The following is a 19,192-nucleotide window of genomic DNA, read 5'->3' as shown; positions in this document are numbered from 1 at the left end:
CAAAAGGCATTCCCGGGTGCGGGCCGGAGGTCCGGTCAGCGCCGCGCGGGCGAGACGTGTTCGCGGGCGAGGGATTCGACCGTGCGGAGGTCGCCGGCGATCAAAGCCTCGAGCAGGACGTTGTGCTCGGCCGCGTCAGCGAGGAGGGCGGCCGGGCGGAGGGGAAGGGGAGCGTCGGCGGCCGGCCATTGGGCGCGGCGGTGCAGGTCTTCCGCGACAGCGACGAGCTGAAGGTTGCCGGAGAGGCCGAGCAGCGCCCGGTGAAAAGCACGATCGGACTCGGCGTAGGCCGCCCGGTCGCCGCGGGCGGCGACGGCCACCGTCTCCTCGGCCAGAGGAAGGAGCTCGGCCCAGCGGCCGGCGGGCAGGGCGCGGGCCAGGGCGAGGAGGACGGGCACTTCGAGGAGGGCCCGTACTTCGGCGAGCTCGGCGAGGTCACGAGCTGAGCGTTCGGTGATCCGGAAGCCGCGGTTGGGCAGTACGTCCACCGCGCCCTCCCGGGCCAGCGCCTGCATGGCCTCGCGGACGGGGGTGGCGGACACGCCGTAGCGCGCGGCCAGGGCGGGCCCGGAGTGCACCGAGCCGGGGGCCAGCTCGCCGGTGACGATCGCCTCGCGCAGCGCGTCGAGCACCTGATCCCGTACGGACAGCCGCTCGGGCAGCCGTACGGGTACGGCCCGCCCGCCGCCGGACTCCTCGGCCTCCACGGGCCCCAACCCTTCGTCGCGCTGCTCCGGCCGGGCGCCCACGTCACCCGGACGGCGTACAGCCGTTAGGTTAAACCCGAGATGGCGTGCCTAAGGTAAGGCTTACCATGCCAGCGCTCACCTCCTCCTACGCCCGCCTGACCGCCGTCCACCCCGCACTGCGGGTGATCACCGGGCCGGCGCGCTCGGGCGCGGGCTGGACGGCCGCGCACGACCTGGCGGCCGGGGGCGCCGCGGTGGCCGGCTTCGTGGCGCGGGAGGCGGGGCGGCTGGCCACCGAGCACGGCCGCCCGCCGCGGCCCGAGGTCGCCGCCACCCTCGCGCTGCACCGCTACCTGTGGCCGGCCTGTCTGCTGTTCACGGTGCCGTGGTTCCTGCGCCGCCGGGTGCCGCTGCTGCCGGTGGACGCGGTGTCCCTGCACCGGGCGAGCGGCACCATGACGGTCCGCCCGCGCGGCATCGTCTGCCTGCCCGGCGACAGCGCGGCCCGGCTGCCCGGCGCGCGCGTCGTACCCACCCAGGAGGCGCTGCGCGGGGAACTGCGCGCGGCGCTGGCCGAGCACGTCTCCCCGCTGCTCGCCGCATTCCGGCCAATGCTGCGCCGCGGGCCGCACGCCCTGTGGGGCATGGCGACCGACGAGGTGACCGAGGGGCTGTGGTACGTCGCCACACTACTGGGCGAGGCCGAGGAGCGGCGGGCGCGCGCCGACCTGGCCGCCCTCCTGCCCGGCGGCACTCCGCCCTTCGCGGGGGCCGCGGGTTTCCACCGCCCGCCTCGTACCGGACCTGACGTACCCTCAGTGATCCCTCCAGCGGCGGAAGTCGACGATCGGGAGCACCGACCCGCCTGCTCCCGTACCCGGCTGACGTGCTGTCTGTTCTACACTCTCAGCCCGGACGACTCCTGTTCCGGGTGCCCGCGCACCTGCGGTCCGGCCAGGAACCGTCGCCCCGCGTATGCGGCCTAGCGGATGGCGCTACGATCTCGCACAACTCCGCAGTTGTGGCACGGAAGTTCGAGCGCGGGCCCGGCAATGGGTCTGCGTCAGCGTGCTCTTGTGCCATAACGTCCGCACGTATCCGCGCTCTTCGCAAGGATGTCGTCGTAAGCCGTCCCGCGGCTCGAGCGCGACGGATAGCGACACAAGGAATCGCACATGAGACAGATAACGCTGGACTGGACACTCATAGGTGTCGTCGGCTTGGTCGTTCTCGCGGCCTGCGTCGTCGTGTTCCGCAACCGCCGCCGGAGCGAGGAGAAAACGCAGAGCGGCGACTCGTGGGAGCGCATGGAGGAGCGCCGCCGCAAGAAGGAGGCGATCTACGGCAGCGCTTCGTACCTGCTGCTGTTCGGCTGTGCCTCGGTGGCCGCCGCGCTCTCCTTCCACGGCCTGGTCGGTTTCGGCCAGCAGAACCTCGGGCTGACGGGCGGCTGGGAGTACCTGGTGCCGTTCGGCCTGGACGGCGCCGCCATGTTCTGCTCGGTACTCGCGGTGCGCGAGGCCAGCCACGGTGACGCGGCGCTCGGCTCGCGCATGCTGGTGTGGCTGTTCGCCGGCGCGTCGGCCTGGTTCAACTGGGTGCACGCGCCGCGCGGCGACGCCCACGCGGGTGCCCCGCAGTTCTTCGCCGGCATGTCGCTCTCGGCCGCGGTGCTCTTCGACCGGGCGCTGAAGCAGACCCGCCGTGCCGCGCTGCGCGAGCAGGGCCTGGTGCCGCGCCCGCTGCCGCAGATCCGCATGGTCCGCTGGCTGCGGGCCCCCCGCGAGACCTACGGCGCCTGGTCGCTGATGCTGCTGGAGGGCGTCCGTTCGCTGGACGAGGCCGTCGAGGAGGTCCGCGAGGACCGGCGGCAGAGCGAGCAGAAGCAGCGGCGGCGCCGCGAGGCCGACCGCCTCGAGAAGGCCCGCCTCAAGGCGCTCAGCCGCTCCCACCGCACCTGGCCGCGCGGCGGGGGCCGCGGTGGCCGCCAGGTCGAGCTCCCGCCGGCCCCGAGCGCGGCCGGCCAGCCCGCATCGGAGCCTGCCATAGCCGCTTCCTCCGCCGACCTCCCCGTCCGCGCCCGCCCGGCCCTCCAGCCGGTCCGCGACGAGGCCAAGCTCGAAACCTCCGACAGCAAGTCCCTCCTCGACCTCACCGCCGAGGACGACACCCTTACGCTGCCGCGGCTCGACTCCCTGGAACGCAAGCTCCAGGATCTTGAACGGCAGTGGGGCTGAACCTTCGCCCGTTGAATGAACCTTCGCCGCGGGGCCCGCACACCATGTGCGGGCCCCGCGGCTTTTTGCTCCAGCAGGAAGGAGCGGAGGGTGTGAGGGCCGGTTGTTACGGGGGGCGTTGGGCTGGGGGCGCGTTCCGCGCTGCGGCGCCATCGGAGTACCCAGGGGCGCGGGGAACTGCGCGAGCAACCCACGCGGGCGTCCAGCCCGCAAACAGGCTCAACCACCCCGAAAGAATCCCGGCACCGACCAGCGCCGGGAAAGAGCCCGCCCCTCCCCCGCCGCTCAGCTCTCCCGGGCCCGAGCCGGAAAGAGGCGCACCCTACTTCCGGGGGTCACTGAGCTCGAACCAGACCACCTTCCCGCTGTCCCACGCGGTGACCCCCCACGCATCGGCGAGCGTCTCGACCAGGAAGAGGCCGCGCCCGGACGTGCCCTGGTGGTCCTCGGGGAGGGCGACGACCCGGGCCCGGGGCCGGCGGGCCACGGAATCCTGCACCTCGACCCGAAGCCGGGGCCCGGGCCCCGGCGAGAGCGTGGCGACGAGGACGGCGCCCCCGGTGGTGTGCTGAAGCGCGTTGGTGACGAGTTCGCTGGTGAGCAGTTCCGCCGTGTCCACCATGGCCGGAACGCCCCACAGTCGCAGGTGGTCCCGTAGCAGCCGACGTGTCTCGGCCACGGCGGGCAGGTCGGCCCGCCGTACCGCGTGCCGCAGCCTGTGCCCCGTGATGTCCGTCGGATTCCCCCGTTCCGATCTGCTGCCAAGCCCCTGCGGGTAGGCATGCCCAGCTCACGCGCGGCCAGTCCTACCGGGCGTAAGTCGTCGTCAACTCGCGACCAACCTCCTTGATACGTCCGATGTATAGCAGGATCTCGGCCGGATTGCCTCCTGTTGCGGCCCTTGACAGCGGCGATCACCGCGGCCACTCTGTGGCCGACTCATCCCATGCGTCTCTCGGATGCGCGCCGCCGCCCTGTGTCGTAGTCCCGTCGCCTCGGGAGGGGCCGTGCCTTCAACGCTGCATGCATTCCGGCGTCACCGATTGATCCGACCACCAGCCCTGGTCGCCACCGCTGTTCTCGCGGCCGGGCTGCTGGTGCCCGCCGTGTCGCCGCCGTCTGCCGTGGCGGCCACCGGAACCACCGCCTGGCAGAACGGGTCGTTCCATGTGGACACCCCCAATGTGGTGCGGCGTTCCGACATCGTGCTCGGCAAGCCGAACTCGGCGGCCGCGCAGTCGCTGCCGCTGGGCAACGGCTCGCTGGGCGTGGCCGCGTGGGCGGCGGGCGGCTTCACCGCCCAGCTCAACCGGGCCGACACCCTGCCGGGCCGCAAGTCGCCCGGCCAGGTGACCATTCCGGGCCTGAGCACGCTCACCAACGCCTCGGACTTCAAGGGCTCGCTCGACCTGTACACCGGCGTGCTGAACGAGTCCGGCGGCGGCATGACGCTGAAGGCGTGGGTGTCGGCCACCAAGGACGAGCTGATCGTGGACGTCACCGGCGCCGACCCCAACGCCCAGCAGAGCGCGACGGTCAGCCTGTGGTCGGGCCGCAGCCCGCAGGCGGCGGTCTCCGGCAGCATCGGCACCCTCGCCGAGACCTGGGTCGACAACCAGGAGGCCGGCTACTCCGGCCGTACCTTCGGCTCGCTGGCCGCGCTGTCGGCCGGCGGCCGCAATGTGGCGACCTCGGTGGTCAACTCCACGTCGGTGAAGGTGGCCTTCAACGCCAACACCGACGGCAGTTACCGCGTGATCGTCGGCGCCCCGACCTGGACCGGCGGCAACGCGGCGAGCACCGCGTCGAGCCTGCTGGGCTCGGACGCGACCGCGGCGGAGTCCTCGCTGCTGTCCTCGCAGCAGTCCTGGTGGGCCAACTACTGGGCCAACTCCGGTCTGCTGGAGGCCAATTCGGCGGACGGGTCGGCGCAGTACATGGAGACGCTGCGCACGATCTACCTGTTCATGGAGGCCGCCTCGATGCGCGGCACCATCCCGGGCAGCCAGGCCGGGGTCGCCGACATGTTCAACTTCGGCCAGGACCACCAGAACTGGACGCCGTCCGCGACCTGGCTGTGGAACCTGCGCACCCAGATCTCGGCGAACATGAGCACCGGGAACTTCGCGCTGAACATCCCGATCTTCAACCTGTACCAGAACAACCTGTCGGCCATCGAGGCGTGGACCAAGCAGCAGATGGGCGGCCTGGCCGGGGCGTGCGTCCCGGAGGTCATGCGGTTCAACGGCAACGGCGGCGACCCCAGCCCCGGCGCCAACGCCGCGTGCAGCGAGCCGGGCAGCCCCAACTGGAACGCCCTGGACATCACTTCGGGCGCCGAGATCGGGCTGTACGTGTGGCAGCAGTACCAGGACACCGGTGACCTGAACTTCCTGCGTACGTACTACCCGTTGATGCGGGAGTCCGCGGTCTTCCTGCTCGCGTACCAGAAGGTCGGCAGCGACGGGAAGCTGCACGCGGTGGCCAACGCGCACGAGACCCAGTGGGCGGTGCAGGACCCCACCACCGATCTGGCGGCCGACTCGGCGCTGTTCCCGGTCGTGGTCCAGGCGGCCCAGCTGCTGGGCACCGACAGCTCGCTGGTCTCCCAGCTCACCACCGCCGAGGGCCAGATCCCGCCGTGGGCGCGCACCGACTTCGGTCACACCCAGGTGCTCCAGCCGTCCGCGGACTCCTCCGGCAACGATGTGATCGCCTGGTCGTACCAGCCGACGGCGACCACCAGGAACGGCGAGAACATCGACCTGGAGCCGGTGTGGCCGTACAACCTGATCACCGATGACGCGGGCTCGCTGCACGACCTGGCCGTGCGCACGTACAACCACCGGGTGTTCACCGGCGGCAACGACTGGAGCATGGACGCGATCGACGCGGCGCGCCTGGGCATGGCCAGTGAGGTGGCGGCGAAGCTGGTGTCGATCACGCAGAGCCACCAGGTGTACATCAACGGCCTGGCGGACCTGGGCAACACGGTCGGCACGGAGGCGTACATCGAGCAGGTCTCCGGGGTGGCCACCGCGCTCAATGAGGCGCTGGTGCAGGACTACGACGGCACGCTGCGGATCGCGCCGGCCTGGCCGGCCGGCTGGGACGTCAGCGGCACGGTCTCGGTCCAGGGCAACACCAAGGTCGACGTGCAGGTGCAGGGCGGCACCCCGGTGACCGTCGCCATCCAGGCCGGCTCGTCCACCACCATGCGGGTGCGCAACCCGTGGCCCGGCCAGTCGGTGCAGGTGGTGAACGGCTCGTCCAACGCGACCGTGGTCTCCCCGACCACCGCCTCGGTGCTGAACGTGCCGGTGTCCTCGGGCCAGTCGTACCTGGTCGAGCCGGTGGGCAACCTGACCACCTCGCTGCCGTACGCGCAGGTGTCGGGCTCGCCGGCGACCGCCGCCAAGCACCTGGGCAACGTCCAGGTCGGCCTGGACGGCGGTACGTCCACCGGCGGCGGCACCCAGGTGATCAGCCTGCGCGCGCACGCCAACGGCGACTACGTCTGCGCCGACAACGCCGGTGCCGATCCGCTGATCGCCAACCGCACGGCCATCGGGCCGTGGGAGACCTTCGACCTGGTCGACCAGGGCGGCGGCTACGTCGCTCTGAAGGCGCACGCCAACGGCCTGTGGGTCACCGCGGACAACGCCGGCGCCGCGCCGCTGCTGGCCAAGGTGACCGCGGTCGGCACCTGGGAGCAGTTCCAGCTGATCCACAACGGTGACGGCAGCGTGAGCTTCAAGGCCAGGGTCAACAACGACTACGTGACGGCCGAGTCGGCCGGCGCGCAGCCGCTGATCGCCAACCGCACCTCGATCGGGCCGTGGGAGGAGTTCGACCTGATCAACGACTGACACCCGTGGATCGGGGTCCCGGCCGCGCACACCCGCGCGACCGGGACCCCTCCTCGTGGGCGCGGCGGGCGCGGTCAGCGTGGCGCGGGTACTAGGGCCGGGGGATGTTGCGCAGGTTGGACCGGGCGAGCTGGACCATCTTGCCGACGCCGCCGTCCAGCACCATCTTGCCCATCGACAGGGCGAAGCCGCCGATCTGCTCGCCGGTGATCCGCGGCGGGATGGACAGCGCGTGCGGGTCGGTGACCACGTCCACCAGTGCCGGGCCCTTGTGCCGGAAGGCGTCCCGCAGCGCGTCGCGCAGCTGCTTGGGCTTCTCCACCCGCACCCCGTAGGCGCCGGCCGCCCGCGCCAGGGCCGCGAAGTCCGGGTTGTGGTTGGTGGTGCCGTACGCCGGCAGGCCCTCGACCAGCATCTCCAGTTCGACCATGCCCAGCGCGGAGTTGTCGAACAGCACCACCTTCACCGGCAGGTCGTACTGCACCAGGGTCAGGAAGTCGCCCATCAGCATGGCGAATCCGCCGTCGCCGGACATCGACACCACCTGGCGGCCGCGATCCAGGAACTGCGCGCCGATCGCCTGCGGCAGGGCGTTGGCCATCGAGCCGTGCGAGAAGGAGCCGATCACCCGGCGTCTGCCGTTCGGAGTGAGGTAACGCGCGGCCCACACGTTGCACATGCCGGTGTCGACCGTGAACACCGCGTCGTCGGCCGCCACTTCGTCCAGCACCGAGGCCACGTACTCCGGGTGGATCGGCACGTGCCGGTCCACCTTGCGGGTGTACGCCTTCACCACCCCCTCCAGCGCCTCCGCGTGCTTGCGCAGCATCCGGTCCAGGAACTTCCGGTCGGTCCTGGCCCGCACCTTCGGGGTGAGGCAGCGCAGCGTCTCGCCGACGTCCCCCCACACCGCCAGGTCCAGCTTGGACCGCCGGCCCAGGTGCTCGGGCCGCACGTCGACCTGCACGATCGTCACGTCGTCTGGCAGGAAGGCGTTGTACGGGAAGTCGGTGCCGAGCAGCATCAGCAGGTCGCACTCGTGCATGGCCTCGTAGGCGGCGCCGTAGCCGAGCAGGCCGCTCATGCCGACGTCGTACGGGTTGTCGAACTGGATCCACTCCTTGCCGCGCAGGGCGTGCCCGACCGGGGCCTTCACCCGTTCGGCGAAGGCCATCACCTCGTGGTGCGCGCCGGCCGTGCCGCTGCCGCAGAACAGGGTGACCCGGCGGGCGGCGTCCACCAGCCGGGCCAGCTCGTCGATCTCCCCGTCACCGGGCCGGACCGTGGGACGGCGGGTGACCAGGGCGTGCTCGACGCTGCGCTGCGGCGCGTCGTGGGCGGCGATGTCGCCCGGCAGGGCGATCACCGAAACGCCGCCGCGGCCCACCGCGTGCTGGATCGCGGTCTGGAGCACCCGCGGCATCTGCCGGGCGTTGGAGATCAGTTCGCTGTAGTGGCTGCACTCCTGGAAGAGCTGGTCCGGGTGGGTCTCCTGGAAGTAGCCGGTGCCGATCTCGCTGCTGGGGATGTGCGAGGCCAGGGCGAGCACGGGGGCCATCGAGCGGTGGGCGTCGAACAGGCCGTTGATCAGGTGCAGGTTGCCGGGCCCGCAGGACCCGGCGCACGCGGCGAGCCGCCCGGTGAGCTGCGCCTCGGCGCCGGCCGCGAAGGCGGCGGTCTCCTCGTGCCGGACGTGCACCCAGTCGATGTCCCGGTTGCGGCGCACCGCGTCCACCACCGGGTTGAGGCTGTCGCCCACCACCCCGTACAGGCGGCGCACCCCCGCCCGTACCAGGATGTCGATGAACTGCTCGGCCACGGTCTGCTTCGCCATGTACTCATCTGCGCACAAGGCGCGCCGGTCCGCATCCGTACGTCCCCCGGGCAGGCGGCCTTCGACCCCGGCCCCGGGCGGCGGGTCAGGCGTCCCAGACGGTCACCGCCGTACGGTCGTCGGCGTAGCCCTTGACCCGGGTCTGGACGTCGGCGAGGTAGGCGGCCAGCCCCGGGACGTTGCCGTCGCCCCAGCGCCGGGCCAGGTGCGCGGCCAGTTCCGGTTCGCCGCGCAACGGCTCGGCCAGGCCGCCGCTGCACATCACCAGCGCGTCACCCGGCCGGGCGACGGCGGCGCGGAACCGGAACGGCGCGGACGCGTCCGAGTCGTCCGGCTCGGGGTCCAGGTCCCGCCAGGCCCCGTCCCGGATCCGGAACAGCCCGCCGTCCCCGACCCCGAAGAACAGCCGCATCTCGCAGGCCGGGTCGGCCGGCAGCAGCAGGCAGCGCAGCGAGGCGGTGTACGTGCCCTCGCCCAGGCCCAGGTCCTCGCCGCGGGCCCGCAGCCGCCCGTAGCAGCGGTCGGTCAGCCGGTGCAGCCCCGACTTCAGCGAGGCGCGCCGGTCGGCCCGCATGTCCTCCGCCAGCCGGGCCCTGCTGCGCCCGATGGCACCGGCGATCCACCGCACGGCGTCCTGCGCGGCCCGGTGCGCGTCGTCCGCCGCCCGCGCGCCGCTGGCCATCGCGACCAGCAGCAGCGCGTCGTCCCCCGACCCGAACCGCGCGGTCAGCAGCGCGTCCCGGCGCGGCTGCCCCCGGTACCGGGCCGAGTCCCCGCGCATCGCCACCGTACGCAGCGTCAGCCGCCCGTACCGCGCCCCGTCCAGCACGGTGTCGGGCACCAGCCCGCCCAGCGCCTCCGGGTCCGCCTCCGGCCACGAGGTCGGCTCCGCCCCGTACGTCGGCGGCCCACCCCCCACCACCTCGGGCCCCTCGATCTCCTCCGCCCCCACCGCCGCCACCCACCCCGGCGGCAACTCCGGCGCCCACGTCACGTCCCCCTCCCCGAACACGGTCGCCGTCGCCCCGGCCCCGGGCGTGCCGGGCAGTGTGGGCGTGCGTGCGGGTTCTCCCTGGTGTGCGGCGTCCGGACCCGGCGGTACGTCCCGGGTGGGCGCGGGAATGCCCCACGCAGGGGTGAACGGGGACGCGGACTCGGCCGGAGCGTCTGTCCGCGGTACGGCTGCGGACGAGGGCTCCCCGCCCCCGGCGGGCGGAACGGCACGGGGGTCCGCCGACACTTCCGACGGAGCTTCTGTGGGCGGTACGGCATCGTCCGACGGCTCCGGATCCGCAGCGGACGGAAGGGCGCGCGGGTCCTCCCGAACGGAGTCCGGGACTGCAGGCTGGGGCTTGGCTGACGGCAGTTCCGCGGGGAGCGCGGGAAGGAGGTCCGCGGACGGTTCCGCCGGAGCTTCTCCCGGCGGTACGGCATCCTCGGGCAGCGGGTCGGGCCCCGGCGCTACGGGCTCCGCGGCGCTCCCCGGCCCGTCCGGCTCGTCTCCGGCAGTCGCAGGTTCGGGCTCCGCCGGCACGTTCCGGGTCGGGGCCGGGATGCCCCACGACGCGGTGAGCGGCGACGCGGTCCGGGCGTCGGCGGTGTCCGAGGTCGGCGCGGGGCCGATCGAGGGAGGCTGTGCGGGCGGGGCGGGAAGTTGCCGAGTCGGCTCGGTACGGCTCCACGGCGTGAGCGGATCCTGCTCGGGCGCCTGCTCCAGGGCCGGAGGCACGGCGTCATCGCCAGCCGGAGCGACGGGCTGCTGGGTCGACTCCGTACGGCCCCACGGGCCAACTGGCTCCCGCTGGGGCGCCGGCTCGGGAGCCGGCGGCACGGCGACGTCGCCGGTCGAGGCAGCGGCCTGCTGGGAGGGCTCAGCGCGGCCATCTGGGGTGAGCGGGGCATCCTCAGCCGCCGGCAGCGCAGGGCCATCGCCGGCCGAGGCGGGAGACTCCTGCGACTCCACAACGCCCTCCGGGCTGACCGACCCCCACTGGGGCGCCGACGCAGAAGCCGGAGGCACAGAGACATCGCCAGCCGGAGCGGCGGGCTGCTGCGGCGACTCCGTACGGCCCCACGGGATGAGCGGATCCTGCTCGGGGGCCGGGGGCGCGGGGACGTGGCGGGTCGGGGCGGGGATGCCCCACAGTTCGGCGCGGGGCGGGACGCGACGGCCGCTCGGCGGGTCCGCCGCCGGGCGCACCGTACGTTCCGGCTCCTGAGCGGAGGTTGAGGATTCGTCCGACGTATCCCGTACGGGCGCCTCGTCGTCTGCCCGGGGCTGAGCCGCCGGAGGCGGGGCCTCCCACCACCGCTGCGGCTCGGGGTCGGGCTCGACCGCCGGTGCGGGTTCCGGTTCCGGTTCGGCAACGGCGGGGGTGCCCCACTGTTCGGCGGACGGCGGGGCGGTCGGGGCGTCCGCGGGCTTCGGCGGAGGCGGGGACGTCTGCGGACGCGGGGTCACCCAGGCGTCCCAGGGACGGGCAGGAGGAGCCGGTGGGGCAGCCGGCTCCGCCGGTGAGACACCGTCAGCCGCCGCACTCTCGGCCGCGGCTCGCCTCTCCTCAGCCGGGGCGGGCGGTGTGCTCCCGGCCGGACCTGCGCTCCCGGCGGCACGATCCGTCTCCGGCCACCCATCCGCGGAACCGCGCCCACGCTCCTCCTCAGGCACAAGCTCATCCGCCGACGCCGCACCGTCAGTCCGGACAGCGTCACCCGGGCCTACTCGTTCCTCCGCAGACGCGGGCTCATCCGCCGGCAGCCCACTCTCGGCGCGGCCGGCTTCCGCCGGGTTTACGTACCCGGCGGCGCGGTCCGTCGACCGCCACATATCCGGCGAGCCGCTCTCAGGCTCCTCATCAGCCCGCGCACCGTCCCCCGGGCCTACGTTGCCGGCAGCGCCTTCCGCCCCCGGCAACACATCCGCGGAACCGCGGCCGCGCTCCTCCGCAGGCGCACCCTCACCCCTCCCACCGTCGTCCCCCGGGCGTACCGTCCCAGCGGCCCCCTCGTCACCGCTCGCAGGGTCCTGCATCCCTTCCGGCACGGGCAGACCCTGCGGCTCGGCGAAGGTCGGTTCCGCGTTCCAGGGGTCCCATGAGGCCTGGTCGGTGGGAGGGGGGTCGGGGAGGCGGGTCGGGCGGGGCCAGGAAGGAGGGGGCGGTGGGGGCGTGGGGCGGCGCAGCTTCAGCGTTTCGGTGCGCGGCGGAGGGGGCGGCGACATCGCGTGCAGGGCCGAGTCGAAGTGCGCGTCGAGCGAGTCCCCGGACGCCGGGCCGCCCGGCCTGCGCCCCTGCCCCTGCCCCTGCCCCTGCCCCTGCCCCTGCCCGGATGTGGCCGCACCCTGCGCCCCGCCGGGCCGCGCGGGGCCCCGCTCCGGCGCACTGTGCGTACCCCCGGTGCTCCCGGAAGCGGAGCCGGCAGCAGGCTCATCGCCGTACAACTGCCGCCACCAGTCGTCCTCTTGGCTCGGGCGTGAGTCCCCCTGCTGGCTCATGCCCTTATTGTCCACCGCCTGATGGGGCGGAAAACACCAAAGCCGGGGCCCCGGTGCGGGCTTGGGCGGCCGGCGCGGCAACCGCGGGCCCCGGACCCCCGGGAGACGGCCCCGAGACGCGGTTCGGGCAGCAAAAAACGATCGTGGCGGAAATCCGCCGTGGCTCTTTCCCGCCACCGCACACGCGTACGATGCCGGGCAAACGTGCACAGGGCGCGTACGGAATGCGTACCGCGCCCGCACCCCGCGCGCACGGCGAGCGACGCGCGGGTGAATCGTACGGTCACCGTACGGCCACCGCGGAAGGACACAGGGGGGCTCGTTGCTCGGCGCGATCGGTCTGGACGACGTACAGGAGGCGGCCTACCGCGCCCTGGTGGGGCTCGGGGCGGCGGAGGTGGGGGATCTGTCGCACCGGCTCGGGCTGCCGGAGGAGGACGCCGGGCGGGTGCTGCGGCGGCTGGAGGGGCACGGCCTGGTCGCGCAGTCCTCCGCACGGCCGGGGCGGTGGGTCGCCGCGCCGCCGGCGATCGCGCTGTCCGCGCTTCTGACCCGCCGTCGGCACGACCTGGAGCAGGCGGAGGTCGCCGCGGCCGTGCTCGCCGCCGAGTTCCGGGCCCGGGCCGCCGAGCCCGCCGTGCACGATCTGGTCGAGGTCGTCACCGGGGCCGGGGCGGTGGCCCAGCGCTTCCACCAGCTGCGGTTCAGCGCGCAGCGGGAGGTCTGCTCGCTCGTCACCGACCGGCCGGGGCCCGTGGCCGGCGACGGGAGCGGCGCAGACGAGGAGAGCGGCGCGCGCGGGGTGGCGTACCGGGTGGTGCTGGAGCGGGCCGTGCTCACCGGGGCGGACGGGCTGGCGGGGCTGGCCGCCACGCTCGGGCGGGGGGAGCGGGTGCGGGTGGTGGACCGGGTGCCGACGAGGCTCGTCGTGGTGGACCGGGGGCTCGCCATGGTGCCGTTGACCGGGCGGGGGGCCGAGCCGGCGGCCCTGGTGGTGCACGCGAGCGGGTTGCTGGAGTCGTTGCTCGGGCTCTTCGAGGAGGTCTGGCGGCAGGGCATGCCGGTGCGGCTGGACGATCACGGGGTGGTCGCGGAGGAGGGGGTGGGCGGGCCGGACGCGACGGACCTGCAGATCCTCTCGCTGCTGCTGGCCGGACTCACCGACGCGTCGGCCGCCAAGCAGCTCGACCTGGGGTTGCGGACCGTGCAGCGGCGGGTGAAGCGGCTGATGGAGCTGGCCGGGGTGACGACCCGGTTGCAGCTGGGGTGGCACGCGTACGAACGCGGGTGGGTGGCGCGGGCGGAGTAGGCGGCGCCGGGGCCCGGCCTCTTCCCGTACAGCCCGGCTTCCTCCCGTACGGCCCGGCACCCGCCGGACCCCGTTCAGCCGGCGAACACCGCCGAGATCCACCCCGCCGTGACGAACAGGCATGCCATGAGCTCGACGAGGACGGAATTGCCGACGGCGCGCATGGCGGTGCGGGTGGCGGTCCAGGCGGTGCGGTGGCCGCCGCCCAGGCGGACGCGTTCGGTGACGTAGAGGGTGCCGGTGAAGCCGAGGATCGCACCGAGGACGGGGACGAGGAAGAAGCCGGCGATGGCGACCGCGCCGGCGTTCATGATCGTGCGCCAGGTGACGCCGGAGTCGCGGATGCGGCGGTTCGGCAGCAGCCAGACGACGACTTGGGCGACGGCCAGCAAGCCGGTGGCGCCGGCGAGAACGCCCCAGGTCAGGCTGGTGTGCTCGGACGTCGCCCACCAGAGTACGGCCCCCCAGCACAGCAGGGTCCCCGGTACGCCGGGGGCCGGCACGCTGACGAGGCCGAGCAGTATCACCGCGCCGATCAGGCACAACTGTGCGGTCCCCATGGCCCCACCCTGCCCGAATCACGCGGGGTCCGCCGCCCGGCCGGGATCATCGCAGCCGGGGCGTTATACGAGGGGCGGGGGACAAGGGGGACGCAAGGGACTACGTCTGCGTACCGGGGGGCCGTTCGGTCCCGCGGCCGATGCGAGGGGCGGGCGGCGGTGTGAGGGTGGAGGTATGGCGAAGCGAACGGAACTGACCGACGCCGAGGTGGCGTACTTGCGGGGGCAGCGGCTGGGGCGGCTGGCCACGGTGGACGCGCAGGGGCGGCCGCAGAACAACCCGGTGGGGTACTTCCTGCGGGAGGACGGGGGCGTGGACATCGGCGGCTGGGCCATGGCGACCACCCGGAAGTGGCGGAACGTGGCGGCCGATCCGTATGTGTCGCTGGTGGTGGACGACATCGCCTCGGTGGACCCGTGGAAGGTGCGCGGGGTGGAGATCCGCGGGGTGGCCGAGCAGGTGACGGGGCCGCACGCGTACGGGAGGCACCTCAGCGGGGAGCTGATCAGGATCCGGCCGTACAAGATCTTCGGGTGGGGGCTGGACGACTGAGCCGGGGAGTCGGGAGGATCACCCGGAAGGATGCGGAGAGCGCTCTCACGCGGGCGGCGGGGACCCGATACGCTGTGCTTACGTTTTCGTAGGCATATTTTTTGTTATCCGTGCGCGAAGGAGCCCTCCGTTGTCCGAGCCAGGCTTCGCGCCCCGCCCCACGCTCGAAGCCGTGGCGGCGCGGGCCGGAGTGTCCCGGGCCACCGCCTCCCGGGTGGTCAACGGCAGCGAGGGGGTGCGCGCGCCGCTGGTGGAGCGGGTGCGGCGGGCGGTCGACGAACTCGGGTACGTGCCCAATCAGGCCGCGCGGACCCTGGTGACCCGGCGCAACGACGCGATCGCGGTGGTGGTCGCCGAGCCGGAGACCCGATTCTTCACCGACCCCTTCTTCGCCCAGCAGGTGCGCGGCATCAGCCGTGAACTGACCGCGCACGACAACCAGTTGGTACTGCTGCTGACCGAGGGCACGGCGGACTACCAGCGGGTGGGCCGCTATCTGGCCGGCGGGCACGTGGACGGCGCGCTCATCTTCTCGCTGCACGCGGAGGACGAACTGCCGGCGCTGGCCCGGCGGGCCGGGGTGCCCACGGTGATCGGCGGGCGGCCGGGCTGGTCGGACGACCGGACGCTGTACGTGGACTGCGACAACCGGGGCGGCGCGCGGGACGCGGTGCGGTATCTGCTGGGGCTGGGCCGCCGTCAGGTCGCGCACATCGCCGGGCCGCTGGACCAGACGGCGTCGGTGGACCGGCTGGACGGGTTCCGGGACGTGCTGCCGGACGCCGATCCGCGGCTGATCGTCGAGGGCGACTTCACTCCCGAGGGCGGGGCCCGGGCGATGACCGCGCTGCTGGAGCGGGTGCCGGACCTGGACGCGGTGTTCGTCGCCTCCGACGTGATGGCCTCGGGCGCGCTGCGGGTGCTGCGTACGGTGGGGCGGCGGGTGCCGGAGGACGTGGCGGTGGTCGGCTTCGACGACATGGTGTCGGTCGCCGAGTGGACCGACCCGCCGCTGACCACGGTTCACCAGGACATAGAGGAGATGGGCCGGCTGATGGCCGGTCTGCTGCTGCGCACGCTGGAACCGCCGGCCCAGGGCGGCGCCGAGCCGGTCCGGGCCGCCTCCATCGTCACCCCGACCCGGCTGGTCGTACGCGCCTCCGCCTGAGCGCTTCCCCTGGTGCGCCCGGGCCCCCGGAAGATCGATCCGGCGGGCCCGCGAGCCCGGGTCAACTCGGTTCCGCTTCGGCACGGTTGGAAACCTCGGGCAACGGGAAGGTCACGATCAGGCAGCGAACGTGACGGTGCGGTGAAGAAGGCCGCACCCCCGGCAGCGAGGAGGGCTCCACATGGCCTACAGCGTGGTTATCGGGATCATCATCGTCGCACTCGTGATCGCCGGTGTCATCGGATCGTTCTGGAGCGCGGGCTCCCCCATCGCGGTGCGCCGCCGTCACGGGCGTGGCGGTGGCGCGGGATGACGGGTCGCCAGGTGGCGTGAGTACGTCGCCCGGGCGCTCGGCCCAGGCGTTCAGTACGCGCGGCCGTGCCGGTGGCCGCCGCCGCGCTTGCGCTCGTACATCTCCCGGCCGGCGGCCGAGCGCTGCTTCCATTCGCGGCGCAGTTCGGCACGCAGCCGCTGGTCGGTGCGGGAGGCGATCCAGGCGTTCTCCCGCAGCAGCTTGCGGTAGCTGTCCAGCCGCCGTTCGGGCAGGCTGCCGTCCTCGATCGCGGCCAGCACCGCGCAGCCCGGCTCCGACTGGTGCGAGCAGTCGTGGAAGCGGCAGTCGCGGGCCAGTTCCTCGATCTCGGCGAAGACCTGGGTGAGCCCGGACTCCGCGTCCCACAACCCCACTCCGCGCAGGCCCGGGGTGTCGATCAGCACGCCGCCGCCGGGCAGCGGCAGCAGGTCGCGGGTGGTCGTGGTGTGCCGGCCCTTGCCGTCGGCGTCGCGGGTGGCCCGTACCTGCTGCACGTCGGCCCCCAGCAGGGCGTTGGCCAGCGTGGACTTGCCCGCACCGGACTGGCCGAGCAGCACCGCGCTGCTCCCGCCGAGGAGCGCGGCCAGCACGTCCACGCCTTCGCCCTCGGCCGCGCTGACCACCAGCACCTCGGCGCCGGGAGCCGCCGCCTGCGCGTCGGCCAGCAGGAAGGAGGTGTCGGGCACCAGGTCGGCCTTGGTCAGCACCACCACCGGCTGCGCCCCGCTCTGCCAGGCCAGGGACAGGAACCGCTCCAGCCGGCCGAGGTCGAGTTCCGCCGCCAGCGACAGGCACACCACGATGTGGTCGACGTTGGCGGCCAGCACCTGGCCCTCGGAGCGCTTGGAGGAGGTCGAGCGGACGATCCGGGTGCGCCGCGGCAGCAACTCCCGGACCAGCCGCGGGTCGGTGCCCTCGGGGTCGAGCGCGCCCCAGTCGCCGGTGCACACGATCTGCATCGGGTCCGGCGGCATGACCAGCGCGGTGTCCGCCCGTACGGTGCCTTGGGCGGTCACCACGTCGCACATGTTGCGGTCCACCCGCACCACCCGCCCGGGCACCAGGCCCCGGGCGGCGTACGGCTGGAACTCCGCCTCCCACACGTCGTCCCATCCGTAGGGGACGAGAGTGTGCGAGGAGGCGTCACGAAAAGAGAAAGACAAGGGGAAACCCTTCGCATGGGCAGTCCCCGGCGCACGTCGCCGCACCGCCGCGAGGCGGTACGGGCGAACGGAATACGGGTCGGTCGGTCAGCCGGAGACCACGGGGGTGAACGGAACGGCCTTCTGGGTGCGCGCAGCACTCATCACCTGGACAGCCATCGGGTCACACCTCCCTGGACATGCTCAACGGCTCCACCGACGGCCCACCTCAACCGGGCGGGCCCGTCGCCGACATCCCGGACGCTAGCGCGTCACCGTCTCCCCCGCCACCGAATTTCCGCGCCCGCCGGTCTCCCGCGTTTCCCCCGGCCGGACGCCGCGTCCCGTCACGAGGCCGCCTGGGTGAGGGCGGCACGGGCCTGGCGGGCGGTCACGGCTGCGGCGAACGTGGTGGCCGCGGTGCTCATCACGGCCTCGACCAGGTCGGGGGGCGAGGGGTGCTCGCGCAGCACGATGTCGGCCGCCGCCCGGGCGGCGACCGCGGGGTCGAGGTCGGTGCCGGGATCGTTGAAGTGACGCACCAGGAGCAGCCAGTGCGAGGTCATCTCACCACTCCTCGGGGATCGGCACGCCGAGGGTGCCCAGGGTGAGCCGGGCCAGTTCGCGGGCGAGGAGGGCGGGCGGCACGCTCCGCGCCTGCCGGCTCCAGTGCGCCAGCACCTCGTTGACGGCGCCGATCAGGGCGACGATCGCCAAGGAGTAGTCGCGGTCGACGGCCTCGCCGAGCTTGACGGCCCGGCCCATCTCGGCGACGAAGAAGTCGGTCCACAGCGAGCGCCACATGAGGCGGTGCTCCTCGACCTCCCTCCCGGCCGCGAGGACTTCGACGTAGGCGACCTTGGCGCCCTGCACGTCCTGGGTGACGGCTTCCGCGAAAGCCCCGAACAGCCGGCCGATGCGTTCGGCGGTGGGGACGGAGTCGATATCGGGCGCGCGCATTACCGCGGCGACGGCCTCCATGCCGGCCGCGGTGACTTTTTCGTGCACCGCGAGGAGGAGTGCCTGCTTGCTGTCGAACTCCTCGTAGAACGCCCGCATGGAGACCTTCGCGGACGAGCACACTTGTCCGATGGTCGTCCTGTCATACCCATGGCCTGCGAAGAGGTCGCGCCCCGCGGTCATCAGCCGGGCCCGGCGTTCGTCCCTGCGCCGGGCGCGCAATCCGGCTACGCTCTCGCTTTGCACCTCGGCACACCCTCCACGCGACTGCGGTAAGCCTGCTTACCCAGTCTGGCAGAGGGCACCGCGGGTGCGGGCCGAATGAGCCAATTCCGGTGCGCGGTCCGGGCGTCGTCCGCGTCTCATGCGCAGCCCGGAGCGGCGGCCCGCGGCCGGCCGGACCGCGGACCGCTTCGGGCGAGGTATTGCCTGCTAACCGGCCGTCTTGACCCATTCGTCGACGGTCAGCACCTCGGCCTGCCGCGGGAAGACCTTCTCGGTGAGCACGCGGTGCACCTCGGGGTCCGGGTCGAGGCAGCCGTCGGCCAGGACGGTGATCCGGTAGTCGAGGTCGGCGGCCTGACGCAGCGTGGAGAGCACCACACCACTGGTCGCGATCCCGGCCAGCACCAAGTGGTCGATGCCGCCCGAGCGCAGCACAACCTCCAGGTCGGAGCCGGTGAAGGCGCTCACCCGCTTCTTGGTGATCACCGTCTCGCCGGGCCGCGGCGCCACCGCGGGGTGGATCGCGGCGCCCGGGTCGTCCGCGGTGAACGCGCCCGGCGGCAGGGCCGCGAACGCCCGGTTCCGCCCGCTGTTCTCCGGGTGCCCGGCGCGGAAGCCGATGACCACGTGGAGAACCGGAATGCCGCCGTCGCGTGCGGCGTCGAGCGCGCGGGCCAGCCGCGGCAGGTAGTCGGGGCCGTGCTCGGCGCGACCGACAATGGCCTGCTGCACGTCCATCACGAGCAGGGCGGTGGTGGTCATGGGTTACTCGGCTTCCTGTGCTGGGGAGTTGGGGAGCACCGCCGCAAGGGCGGTGGGTCGATGCCGGGCCGGCTCCGT

The 19,192-nt window shown here is 73.3% G+C and carries 16 protein-coding genes; 7 read left to right on the top strand and 9 right to left on the bottom strand.

Annotated features, from left to right (window positions below):
• Window positions 1-35: 35 nt before the first annotated feature.
• A complete protein-coding gene (locus ITX44_RS20920; RefSeq protein ID WP_236061210.1) occupies window positions 36-716 on the bottom strand; it encodes a GntR family transcriptional regulator in 681 nt (226 codons plus the stop codon).
• A 98-nt stretch (window positions 717-814) separates the two neighbouring features.
• Here ITX44_RS20920 and ITX44_RS20915 point away from each other — a divergent pair, with 98 nt between their 5' ends.
• A complete protein-coding gene (locus tag ITX44_RS20915; protein ID WP_205358822.1) occupies window positions 815-1,675 on the top strand; it encodes a (2Fe-2S)-binding protein in 861 nt (286 codons plus the stop codon).
• Window positions 1,676-1,864: 189 nt separating this feature from the next.
• Complete coding sequence (locus ITX44_RS20910) at window positions 1,865-2,926, top strand: DUF2637 domain-containing protein (RefSeq protein WP_205358821.1); 1,062 nt, start codon at window positions 1,865-1,867, stop codon at window positions 2,924-2,926.
• A 322-nt stretch (window positions 2,927-3,248) separates the two neighbouring features.
• Here ITX44_RS20910 and ITX44_RS20905 read toward each other — a convergent pair whose 3' ends face one another.
• Window positions 3,249-3,641, bottom strand: a complete 393-nt coding sequence (locus tag ITX44_RS20905) for an ATP-binding protein (protein WP_236061209.1) — start codon at window positions 3,639-3,641, stop codon at window positions 3,249-3,251.
• A gap of 328 nt (window positions 3,642-3,969) precedes the next feature.
• On the opposite strand from ITX44_RS20905, the gene ITX44_RS20900 reads away from it, so the two are divergent.
• Window positions 3,970-6,795, top strand: a complete 2,826-nt coding sequence (locus ITX44_RS20900) for a fascin domain-containing protein (RefSeq protein ID WP_205358820.1) — start codon at window positions 3,970-3,972, stop codon at window positions 6,793-6,795.
• A gap of 91 nt (window positions 6,796-6,886) precedes the next feature.
• Here the strand turns inward: ITX44_RS20900 and ITX44_RS20895 are convergent, their stop codons facing one another.
• Window positions 6,887-8,629, bottom strand: a complete 1,743-nt coding sequence (locus tag ITX44_RS20895) for a pyruvate dehydrogenase (protein ID WP_205358819.1) — start codon at window positions 8,627-8,629, stop codon at window positions 6,887-6,889.
• 85 nt (window positions 8,630-8,714) lie between these two features.
• Complete coding sequence (locus ITX44_RS41320) at window positions 8,715-9,623, bottom strand: protein phosphatase 2C domain-containing protein (RefSeq protein ID WP_307795401.1); 909 nt, start codon at window positions 9,621-9,623, stop codon at window positions 8,715-8,717.
• 2,821 nt (window positions 9,624-12,444) lie between these two features.
• On the opposite strand from ITX44_RS41320, the gene ITX44_RS20885 reads away from it, so the two are divergent.
• A complete protein-coding gene (locus ITX44_RS20885; RefSeq protein ID WP_205358817.1) occupies window positions 12,445-13,431 on the top strand; it encodes a helix-turn-helix domain-containing protein in 987 nt (328 codons plus the stop codon).
• A 74-nt stretch (window positions 13,432-13,505) separates the two neighbouring features.
• On the opposite strand, the gene ITX44_RS20880 is transcribed toward ITX44_RS20885, so the two are convergent.
• Window positions 13,506-13,991, bottom strand: coding sequence for a DUF456 domain-containing protein (locus ITX44_RS20880; protein ID WP_205358816.1), 486 nt, complete (start codon window positions 13,989-13,991; stop codon window positions 13,506-13,508).
• 175 nt (window positions 13,992-14,166) lie between these two features.
• Between ITX44_RS20880 and ITX44_RS20875 the strand changes: the two genes are divergently transcribed.
• From ITX44_RS20875 to ITX44_RS42265, 3 genes are all read left to right on the top strand, one after another.
• The gene (locus ITX44_RS20875) at window positions 14,167-14,544 is read left to right on the top strand and encodes a PPOX class F420-dependent oxidoreductase (RefSeq protein ID WP_205358815.1); all 378 of its coding nucleotides are present in this window, start codon (window positions 14,167-14,169) and stop codon (window positions 14,542-14,544) included.
• A gap of 130 nt (window positions 14,545-14,674) precedes the next feature.
• Window positions 14,675-15,712, top strand: a complete 1,038-nt coding sequence (locus ITX44_RS20870) for a LacI family DNA-binding transcriptional regulator (protein ID WP_205358814.1) — start codon at window positions 14,675-14,677, stop codon at window positions 15,710-15,712.
• Between the two features lie 181 nt (window positions 15,713-15,893).
• Complete coding sequence (locus tag ITX44_RS42265; protein WP_265934271.1) at window positions 15,894-16,025, top strand: hypothetical protein; 132 nt, start codon at window positions 15,894-15,896, stop codon at window positions 16,023-16,025.
• A 50-nt stretch (window positions 16,026-16,075) separates the two neighbouring features.
• On the opposite strand, the gene rsgA is transcribed toward ITX44_RS42265, so the two are convergent.
• The 4 genes from rsgA to ITX44_RS20850 form a co-directional block, all read right to left on the bottom strand.
• Entirely contained in the window at window positions 16,076-17,188 is a 1,113-nt protein-coding gene (gene rsgA / locus ITX44_RS20865; protein ID WP_205358813.1) for a ribosome small subunit-dependent GTPase A, read from the bottom strand.
• Between the two features lie 326 nt (window positions 17,189-17,514).
• Window positions 17,515-17,733 (bottom strand): hypothetical protein, encoded by a 219-nt coding sequence (locus ITX44_RS20860; RefSeq protein ID WP_205358812.1) that lies wholly within the window; start codon window positions 17,731-17,733, stop codon window positions 17,515-17,517.
• A 1-nt stretch (window position 17,734) separates the two neighbouring features.
• Window positions 17,735-18,310 carry a TetR/AcrR family transcriptional regulator gene (locus ITX44_RS20855; RefSeq protein ID WP_236061206.1) on the bottom strand — a complete coding sequence of 192 codons (576 nt, stop codon included), beginning with the start codon at window positions 18,308-18,310 and terminating at the stop codon, window positions 17,735-17,737.
• 249 nt (window positions 18,311-18,559) lie between these two features.
• A complete protein-coding gene (locus tag ITX44_RS20850) occupies window positions 18,560-19,114 on the bottom strand; it encodes a cysteine hydrolase family protein (protein ID WP_205358810.1) in 555 nt (184 codons plus the stop codon).
• Window positions 19,115-19,192 lie beyond the last annotated feature (78 nt).

The sequence above is a fragment of the Actinacidiphila acididurans genome, from assembly GCF_016918855.1.
GTDB classification, from domain to species: Bacteria; Actinomycetota; Actinomycetes; order Streptomycetales; family Streptomycetaceae; genus Actinacidiphila; species Actinacidiphila acididurans.
Note: the sequence above shows the minus strand (reverse complement) of the source record. Positions and strands in the feature narration are given on the sequence as shown.